Here is an 8,411-nt window from a genome sequence, read left to right as displayed (position 1 = left end):
ATAAATCTAGCGATTCACCTTTTACTTTATTTCCTACATTATGAATAATCATATTTTTTATGTTTACACTTGAAAATCCTGCATGTCATCACCACTTTCTATCCAAAATGTATTATTACTTTTCTATGCCATCATTCTTTTCTCCGTTTCATGAACAATCACATACTTTGTATCTTCTTTTTCTTGTTCTAATTGTGTCCTTGCAAACTCCGCAATCGGTTCCGCAACAGCCAATGCTAAGCGTACCGGCACTGCATTACCTATCTGCTTATACACCAAATCAAGTTTGGCATTATCATTTCTGTTACTTGTTCCTCTGCTAAATTCATACCAATCCGGAAATGTCTGAATTCTTGCTATTTCCTTCACTGATAGGCGTCGATTATTCTCTTCCCCATCACTAAAGACATATCTATCCTTGCCAACATGTTCCATAGGTGCTCCTGCTGGATGGATCGGTGCCTGTCTACCTGATGCCTGAATCGTAAAACTTGGTTGTGACCATAGTTTTTTTCGATTACGCGACATAAAAATAGTAGAATACGAGCCTGTAAAATAATCTCCCGGATCATCCTCTAAATCACCAATAGCATCACGAAGTGTTACCACCTCTTTCAATCCATCAATACCATACCCATGTGTAGGTTCCGGATGAACATATTCAAAGTCTATATCATTCCTGACACCAACCAAAATTACTCGTTCTCTTATCTGTGGCACACCATATTCTGCCGAGTTTAAAAGCTTGTGATATATTGTATATCCTGCTGCTGCAAAGTCCTGAACAATCTGCTTGAAAACCTCACCCTTTCCAAGAGTCATCATTCCTTTTACATTCTCAGCCACAAAAATTTTTGGTTTGCTCTGCATCAGGCAACGAATAAAATGTAAGTATAAAAAGTTTCTCTTATCATCAACCAATCTCGGTCCAGCCTCTGAAAAGCCCGGGCAAGGGAAACCGCCTAATACAATATCTGCCTTGGGAAACTCCTTTATTTTTCTTATATCACTCTTGTCCATGTATATATACTTACCTGCATTCTGTGCATAGGTTTCTCTTGCTTCATCAAATATATCGTTTACATAAATCGTATTGAATACATTATTATTGATATTTTCATCAAAGACCTTTTTGTCGGCAAATGCTACTTCCATAACTTCTTCGCCCATAACTGCTTTTAAGCCTGCTAATTCGAAGCCCAAATCCAGACCACCGCATCCCGAAAATAGTGACAGCAGGTTCCACTTATTGGGATCATAGTTAAGCTTATCAAACTCAATCTCTTCACTACAATCTGCAAATGCCTGTCTTTCTTCTTCAATTTTTTTATTTAGAAGTTCTTTTACTTCATCAACTTTATAATCTGGAGCGGGTTTAAATTTACCACGCCCTCTTTCTTCTAAAATAACAGCCATGTTTGTCACCTCTATACTATTTTATCAGTTCCCGAATTATCCTCATCAATATCTTCTGTTGTTCTAATATTTAATTTCCGCATATAATGAATAAGTCTTTCAGCCACCTCATCACCTTTTACTATTAATGGCTTGTCAAAAACAAGTTCGGGAACTAATCTATTATTAATTGCATCCCAATTTACTTGAACTGATAACGGTCTATTCCCATCCCATTTTTCAGCAAAAGTTCTGTAATTCAAAGCCTTACAAGCAAAATAAATATCCGGGTGCATCATTACATATTCTCTTATAGGAATCATTTTATCTATTACATCTTGCGCAGAATGAACATTCTCATCCATCAATATGTAGTTAGCCACACCGCTATCTCTTATGATTTGTCCACAAACGCTCGCATTTTTCTTATCTGGAGAAAGATTACTTCCTGCATAAACATCTACTACCTGTTCATCTGTAAGTAACATTTTCCCAGATAAGTCTCCACCACTTTTATTAAGCAACTCAAATTTCCATCCGAGGGTAATTGAACCCTTTTCAGTTCTTCTAAATCCATTTTTATAAATCAGCATTCGCTCATAAAATTTATCCTGAATAGCTGTAGTAGAGTGTTCTATAATATCTATCCAATCTTCACCAAATAATTGTTCTGCACGTTCTGCACTCATCTTATTTTCAATAAAATCAGCATTTTCTTTCTTATAAGAAATTTTAATTTCAATATCACCCTCATCTGATTCTGCCAAAATATAAATGTCTGTTTTAGGTTCTCCTTTACGACATGTTGGTTTCCCAGATAAAACTACTGCATATTCTTTTCCTTCAAAGACAAACTCTGTCCCTTCTAACATAAATCCTAATATTCGTCTTTCTGCCTCACCAAAATCACCCATGTCATACCTCCTAATATTTTTTTCTGCAAATCTCATCTTTTCCAATATTCACAAATGAATTAATGTGCAATTCCCCAATGTCAGTTGCATTTTTCTTTATAAAATCAAACAATTCTGGATAATTATCCAAATAATAATACATTTGAGGACATACAAAATTGGGATTAAACTTGCGAAGTGTTTCTAATTCTATTTCCTTTGTCATCTGAAAAGACAATACTGGCATTGCGTAAGTATGTCTTGTAAGAAAACCATCTATTCTTTCACACACTCCTTTATCCGACTTGTATTGTTCTCTCCATGTGTTAATATCAATTCTCTTACCTAAATGAATCCTTCCAACTATCATTTTCGCAGGAGAACTAACATACATATATGCCATTATTTCTTCATTTGGAAATGTTCTTCTATACTCAAATAGCTTGCTACCATCCATAATTTTATTGTACCATTCTGGCTTGAAGCTCAATAACATTGTTCGCATAATAACTAAACTTCCTTAATAAGTAATTAGAAAATTGTCTATCTAACAGCATTATACATATCATATATGTTCAATAATCTGGACTCATATTTCCAATATTACTTAAAAATAGCATTCCCATTCATAGAAATAAAGACAAAATCCCAAGGTAATTTTACCACAATTCTCATGAATTCTCCACATTAATTTCCTTTCTTTTTTGTGAATTTTTCACATCACCTTCCTCTCCTCACATCCTTGATCTTCTCTCCGATCCACTCCATAAACTTCTCCAGCAGATTAATCCCACCAATCACAAACTGTTTCATAAACTCATATGCCTTTTCCAGCTTGTCCTTTAGGCTACGATTCTCCTCCCGCAATATCTGGTTCTGATACCTCAGCTCTATCACCTGCTCCTTCAGATAATCATCTCCATCGACCGCACCAAGCAGTTCCTTCTTAAGCCTTTCCGCCTCTTCCAGTTCAAATTCAGCCCGTTCAGTCTGTAATTTTGCAGTATCCGAAATCATCATCCACTTGTCAGCCTCTTTTTTCGCCACCTCAATTTCCTTCTGTTTATCTGTGAGCTTATCTACATTCTCATAATATTCCAGCCTTAATTCCAAATTCTTTAAGCGTAAATCCGTTGTTTCCAACTGCAATTTCTGATTTTCGACTATGGTATCATCCAGCTTCTTTTGAGCCTCAGACTGTTCTTTTCTAAAACCATCTCGCTTACTTTCAATTTCTTTCTCCAGAGACTCAATCCGTTCCTCTTTTAATTCCAGTACAACTTGTGCCCCCTCTATCTCCTCCTCAAGTTCAGCCACTTCTTTTGCCCGTTCCTGCTTCTTATAATCCAGTACGGATAAATGCTTATTGTGTGTATCTTTCTTTTTCCAGTCAATTCCGTACCGGCTCATAATAAGGGCAATATCATCTTTCTCCGCCTCCGCCCACTGCTTCCATTCGGTATTGCCTTTTCCTTCACTTACAAATCCTCTTGTCGCTAGTGCAGCCTTAAGACTTGTCTTTGTCTCCAATCCTCTCTTACAGCCTGATACCCACGGGATAAAATTCAGATGCAAATGTGGTGTTTCCTCATCCAAATGAATATAGGCACCAATCACATAAAGCTGTGGATTTCGAAGTTGGAACTTTTTCACATAATCCTTCAGCACCCATGTTGCAACCTCTGCAGAATAACTACCTACTCCGGTATCATCCTTGTTGCCTATCTGAACGATAACCTCATAAAATAATTTTTCCTGCTTGCTTCTTGAAATCTTATCATAATAACTTTTAATCTGCCTATCCTTGCGTTTCTGCTTTGCATTATATTCCTTAAGTACCTCGTCAAACAATTTGTGATATGCCTGCTTAATATCCTCATGGATAAGAGTGATATTATTCTTGGTACGGCTGGCATCTACATTGTCAGCTATAAATCTTCTCGTGTTGTGCCCGATGGAACCTTCCCCATTCATAAAACTGATAGTTCTTTCCATAGTCAAAATCCTCCTCTTTTGGTATGTATATATGCACCTCCTTCTTATCCGTAATGAGTGCCGGATACGGCACGAAACAGCAGATTTCCCTGGGAAGGTTTTGTTACTTTTGTCAAAAGTAACGCAAAAGCACTTTTGACAGCTTCGCTATCAAAAATGCAGACCCGCAAGCGGGTTTTGCGCTCCTCGCCGGAGTGGCTATACGGCTCTCCCCGCCGGATAAAGTTCCCTTTCGGGAGCTTATGAGTCGCGGATACGCGACATATTATTTACCAGCCACAGCCCCGATACAGAACTTCGCTTATCCCCTAATGAAAACAGTCCACCACATCATGCAGAACTACTTCCTCTGCTATCATTCTTGCCTGAGTTCGTAGCTGATACATTTCCACAAAAGAATTCAACTGCTTTGGTTTATGTTTATGTAACCACTCATTTTCAATATCTTCCAGCAATTCATAAGCCACTTCATTTACCTCTGTTGCTTTATCATGTAATTCTCCAAATCGTAGCAGACTTCTGTATCGCTGCGGATATTCCTTCTGTATGTAATCCATCCACATACGACCATATTTGCCAACATCTGTACTGTTCTCCTCTCCACCTAATGTAATCAACGGATAAAAAATGCCGTCTTTTTCTATGTATTTCACACCTAATTTTTCAAATAATGTTTCTTCGCTCATAGCAGTCACTTCCTTTATATAAAATATCTGTTATTCCTCATTTGGTACTGTAAGGTGTTTCATATCCGCCAATGTTCTCGGTTGTTCCTTGAAGCCTTCCAATATTTCCAGCATGGAACGGATGGGAGTAAGTAACTCCCCATCCATATCCGATGCCTTTTCTATCCTCTCAAGCTCATGCTCAATCCTTTGCAGGTTCTGCCGGAATTGTACCAACATCAACGGATTGCCTGTGGCAACCACCTTTTGATGAAGAACACTCTGGGTAATATAATCCTGCTTGGTACGAAATCCACTGAGCTTCACTCTGTTATTCAGTTCTTCATTTTCCTCCGGCGACATGCGAAATGCGATTGTCACATTACGCCATCTGTTTTTATCATCTCTATTCTTTTCTGACATTGACCAACGCCTCCCTTTCTGTTTCCAGTTGTGCTGCCATATCCGTCTGCACCGTTGGAAATAAATGTGCATAATGATATGTGATATCAACCGCCTCATGCCCGACTCTTTCCCCTATTGCCAATGCTGAAAATCCCAAGTTAATCAACAGAGAAATATGAGAATGTCGTAATCCATGAATTCGGATTCTCTTCACTCCTGCAAGCTTTGCACCTCTATCCATTTCATGATGCAGATAACTTTTTGAAATGGTGAAAATTCTGTCATCATCCCTTATTCCATAAAGACTGCTTATGAAATCCTCCATCTCAACAGTAAGAAAATCCGGCATAACAATTGTTCTGTTACTCTTTGGTGTTTTCGGGTCTGTAATTACATCTTTGCCTTCCAGTCTCTGATATGACTTGTTTATCCAAAGCGTTTTCTTTTCAAAATTGAAATCACCCGGTGTCAAGGCAAGCAGCTCACCTTCACGAATACCAGTCCAATAAAGTATTTCAAATGCATAATAGGAAATAGGCTTATCTGCCACGCACTCCAAAAATGCCTGAAATTCCTCCTGTGTCCAGAACTCCATTTCCTTATTTTCTTCTTTGCCCATAGTTCCGGCTTTTCGTGCCACATTATCCTTTAGACCATACATATTTACCGCATGATTTAATATGGCACTTAGCTGATTATGAATGGTTTTCAGATAGGTAGGGGAGAACAACTCCCCATTATCCTTTTTCAGCTTCATAATCTCATTTGCCACTGGATGACATCCGAGGTCCGAATATCATCCAGTTTTCGCTTCCCGAAATAAGGCAGAATCTTTGTCTCAATGATGTGCTTCTTTGTCAGAAAAGTATTGCGCTTTATTCTTGGCTCTAAATCCGTCAGATAAATATCCACAAAACTTTTGAAGCTCATACTGATACTCTGATCCTCTTTCAGTTTGAAATTCCGCTCCCATTCAAGGGCTTCGCTCTTCTTGGCAAAGCCTCTCTTGGTTTTCTGTTTCCTTGCTCCGGTCAAATCCTTATAATAAGTTCTCACCTCCCACATTCCGGTCCTATTATTCTTGATAACTGCCATCTATCCCACCTCCTTATCCGTAGATAGCCCGTAGATTCGTTTCATAAAATACTGTGTACTGACACGTCCTTTTATTGTCACGAATCCATCAGCCTCAAGTTCCGCATTCAGCCGTCGTATCAGTTTATAGGAATACGATAGTGAAACTCCCAGCATTTCCATTACATCCTGCGCTGTCAAAAATCTCTTGTTCTCCATAAGCTAATGCCTCCTCTCTTTTGTTTTTATTATTCAGTTCATTTTCGAACGGTTGTGATGTGTATTATATTAACAGTTCATTTTTGTACTGTCAATACTTTTTAGCAAAAAACATTTCACTTTTGTACTGTTAATGATATAATGTACGCGAAGGCAAAAGTGAGCATGGAGTTTTGCCGATTGACATGCGAAACATGAACAAGCGGCAAAGCACCATGAGAACGCGCCCGCGAGCGAGGAAAACTGAAGTTTTTTCAAGTTTTTGCCTTCGCAGAAAACGTATTTAGTATTAATGTACGATGCATGATTTGTACCTCGTGTCTCCGTGCATGCTACAACACTCATTCCACGAATAAGGAGCAGTTAAGATGGGCGAGAAATTCACCAGCCGGGTAGGCTATTTGATTCGAAACTTCAGAATTGCATCTGATATGACGCAAAAGGAATTAGCAGATAAATGTGGATTAAACGAATCCACCATCCGAAACTATGAACTTGGAAACAGATATCCGGATGAAGCGACTTTATTAAATATTGCAAACAATCTAGGAGTCAGTTTTTATGCATTATCTGACCCTGATGTTGCAAATATATTCAGCGCACTTCATGTGCTGTTTGACATTGAATGGGCATATGGATTACGCCCTACTATGAAAGGTGAAGAAGTTTGCTTTAAATTTGAAGAGCGGCTTCCAAATGCCGGTCCCCGTCCACAGGAAGACCTTGATAACTTCCGAAAGATGGTTGAGTATTGGGCACGTTTACGAGACAAACTGGAAGATGGAGAAATATCAGAAACGGAATATTATCTTAAAGAGGTAAAATACCCAATGAACCCAATAGACCCAAATAAAGAGTACACTGTTTCGTTGAATCTTGATGATGACGACCAGCTACTGGTTCAAAAAATGAATGAAGATGACGATGTAGAAGAAGCTGCTGAATTGTTAAAAGACTTGTTTCCGGATTTCTCTTATGTGAAAAGGAAAAGGAAACCGAAAAGAGAATAATCTGAAAGGACACAATTATGGATAAATTACAATACGATAGTTTTTACAAATTTCTCGTTTCACTAGGCATGTTGCTTATCACACTACCTGTATTGGCATATCTTTATATACTTAACACAAACTACAAACTCATAAGCCAAAATGATTACGATAACCTAATCCGAAATTTCAATTCAAAGGATGAATTGATAATTTAAAATTATTAGATTCACAACCACAATTATGCCTGTAGTTTCCATTGTACTTATTGTAACAGGTCTAGTCTTAATAATTATTGGCTGTTGTAAATGGTATAGCATTCAAAAAGAACTTGACGAGCAAATAAAATCTGATACCATTACCAAAAAGATTAACGCCACACAATTAAGTTCTTCAGAAACTGTTGAAAAAGTAGCTAATGAAATCTCTACAGAACAAAACAATTCAACAAATGTTTTATCCGACAGAGTTGTAAGATACATGCAAATAGAGGATAAATGTTACAAATATTTTTTCCAAAAGCTTTCTCGCAGATATCTTCTCAAACAAAAATGCAAATAGAGGATAAATGTTACAAATATTTTTTCCAAAAGCTTTCTCGCAGATATCTTCTCAAACAAAACTTGCGTATAGGCAGACTCGAATACGATATTATCGCTCTCTCAAAACATACCAAGAATGACTTGATTTTTGAAATCAAATATTGGACTATTACTAATATTACAAATAATAGACTTGAACATTTGATAACGAATGTTAAATATATGTGTGAAAAC

8 protein-coding genes and 1 pseudogene are annotated in these 8,411 nt (G+C 37.6%); 1 reads left to right on the top strand and 8 read right to left on the bottom strand.

Going from position 1 to position 8,411, the window contains the following annotated elements; genetic code table 11:
* Nucleotides 1-123: 123 nt before the first annotated feature.
* From DWZ60_RS16240 to DWZ60_RS16205, 8 genes and pseudogenes are all read right to left on the bottom strand, one after another.
* Nucleotides 124-1,416: a DNA cytosine methyltransferase gene (locus tag DWZ60_RS16240; RefSeq protein WP_117761170.1), complete on the bottom strand. Its 1,293-nt coding sequence runs from the start codon at nucleotides 1,414-1,416 to the stop codon at nucleotides 124-126.
* 11 nt (nucleotides 1,417-1,427) lie between these two features.
* Nucleotides 1,428-2,309 carry a hypothetical protein gene (locus DWZ60_RS16235; protein WP_117761168.1) on the bottom strand — a complete coding sequence of 294 codons (882 nt, stop codon included), beginning with the start codon at nucleotides 2,307-2,309 and terminating at the stop codon, nucleotides 1,428-1,430.
* A 10-nt stretch (nucleotides 2,310-2,319) separates the two neighbouring features.
* A complete protein-coding gene (locus DWZ60_RS16230; RefSeq protein WP_118662497.1) occupies nucleotides 2,320-2,793 on the bottom strand; it encodes a hypothetical protein in 474 nt (157 codons plus the stop codon).
* A gap of 215 nt (nucleotides 2,794-3,008) precedes the next feature.
* The gene (locus DWZ60_RS16225; RefSeq protein WP_117761164.1) at nucleotides 3,009-4,283 is read right to left on the bottom strand and encodes a plasmid recombination protein; all 1,275 of its coding nucleotides are present in this window, start codon (nucleotides 4,281-4,283) and stop codon (nucleotides 3,009-3,011) included.
* Nucleotides 4,284-4,591: 308 nt separating this feature from the next.
* Nucleotides 4,592-4,969, bottom strand: a complete 378-nt coding sequence (locus DWZ60_RS16220; protein WP_117761162.1) for a TnpV protein — start codon at nucleotides 4,967-4,969, stop codon at nucleotides 4,592-4,594.
* 30 nt (nucleotides 4,970-4,999) lie between these two features.
* On the bottom strand, nucleotides 5,000-5,371 hold the full coding sequence (locus DWZ60_RS16215) for a plasmid mobilization protein (protein WP_117761160.1): 372 nt from the start codon (nucleotides 5,369-5,371) through the stop codon (nucleotides 5,000-5,002).
* Nucleotides 5,355-6,448, bottom strand: a pseudogene (locus DWZ60_RS16210) (tyrosine-type recombinase/integrase). Before DWZ60_RS16210 ends, DWZ60_RS16215 begins: the two are co-directional and overlap by 17 nt.
* Nucleotides 6,449-6,646 carry a hypothetical protein gene (locus tag DWZ60_RS16205; RefSeq protein WP_022431210.1) on the bottom strand — a complete coding sequence of 66 codons (198 nt, stop codon included), beginning with the start codon at nucleotides 6,644-6,646 and terminating at the stop codon, nucleotides 6,449-6,451.
* A 368-nt stretch (nucleotides 6,647-7,014) separates the two neighbouring features.
* Here DWZ60_RS16205 and DWZ60_RS16200 point away from each other — a divergent pair, with 368 nt between their 5' ends.
* A complete protein-coding gene (locus DWZ60_RS16200) occupies nucleotides 7,015-7,656 on the top strand; it encodes a helix-turn-helix domain-containing protein (protein WP_117761155.1) in 642 nt (213 codons plus the stop codon).
* Nucleotides 7,657-8,411: the final 755 nt, after the last annotated feature.

This window comes from Blautia sp. AF34-10 (genome assembly GCF_003477865.1).
In the GTDB taxonomy this organism is placed as follows: domain Bacteria; phylum Bacillota; class Clostridia; order Lachnospirales; family Lachnospiraceae; genus Fusicatenibacter; species Fusicatenibacter saccharivorans.
Note: the sequence above shows the minus strand (reverse complement) of the source record. Positions and strands in the feature narration are given on the sequence as shown.

Excerpts from the sequence above, each read along its gene's own strand:
- DWZ60_RS16240 (WP_117761170.1), bottom strand. The coding sequence starts at position 1,416 with ATGGCTGTTATTTTAGAAGAAAGAGGGCGTGGTAAATTTAAACCCGCT.
- DWZ60_RS16235 (WP_117761168.1), bottom strand. The coding sequence starts at position 2,309 with ATGGGTGATTTTGGTGAGGCAGAAAGACGAATATTAGGATTTATGTTA.
- DWZ60_RS16230 (WP_118662497.1), bottom strand. The coding sequence starts at position 2,793 with ATGCGAACAATGTTATTGAGCTTCAAGCCAGAATGGTACAATAAAATT.
- DWZ60_RS16225 (WP_117761164.1), bottom strand. The coding sequence starts at position 4,283 with ATGGAAAGAACTATCAGTTTTATGAATGGGGAAGGTTCCATCGGGCAC.
- DWZ60_RS16220 (WP_117761162.1), bottom strand. The coding sequence starts at position 4,969 with ATGAGCGAAGAAACATTATTTGAAAAATTAGGTGTGAAATACATAGAA.
- DWZ60_RS16215 (WP_117761160.1), bottom strand. The coding sequence starts at position 5,371 with ATGTCAGAAAAGAATAGAGATGATAAAAACAGATGGCGTAATGTGACA.
- DWZ60_RS16205 (WP_022431210.1), bottom strand. The coding sequence starts at position 6,646 with ATGGAGAACAAGAGATTTTTGACAGCGCAGGATGTAATGGAAATGCTG.
- DWZ60_RS16200 (WP_117761155.1), top strand. The coding sequence starts at position 7,015 with ATGGGCGAGAAATTCACCAGCCGGGTAGGCTATTTGATTCGAAACTTC.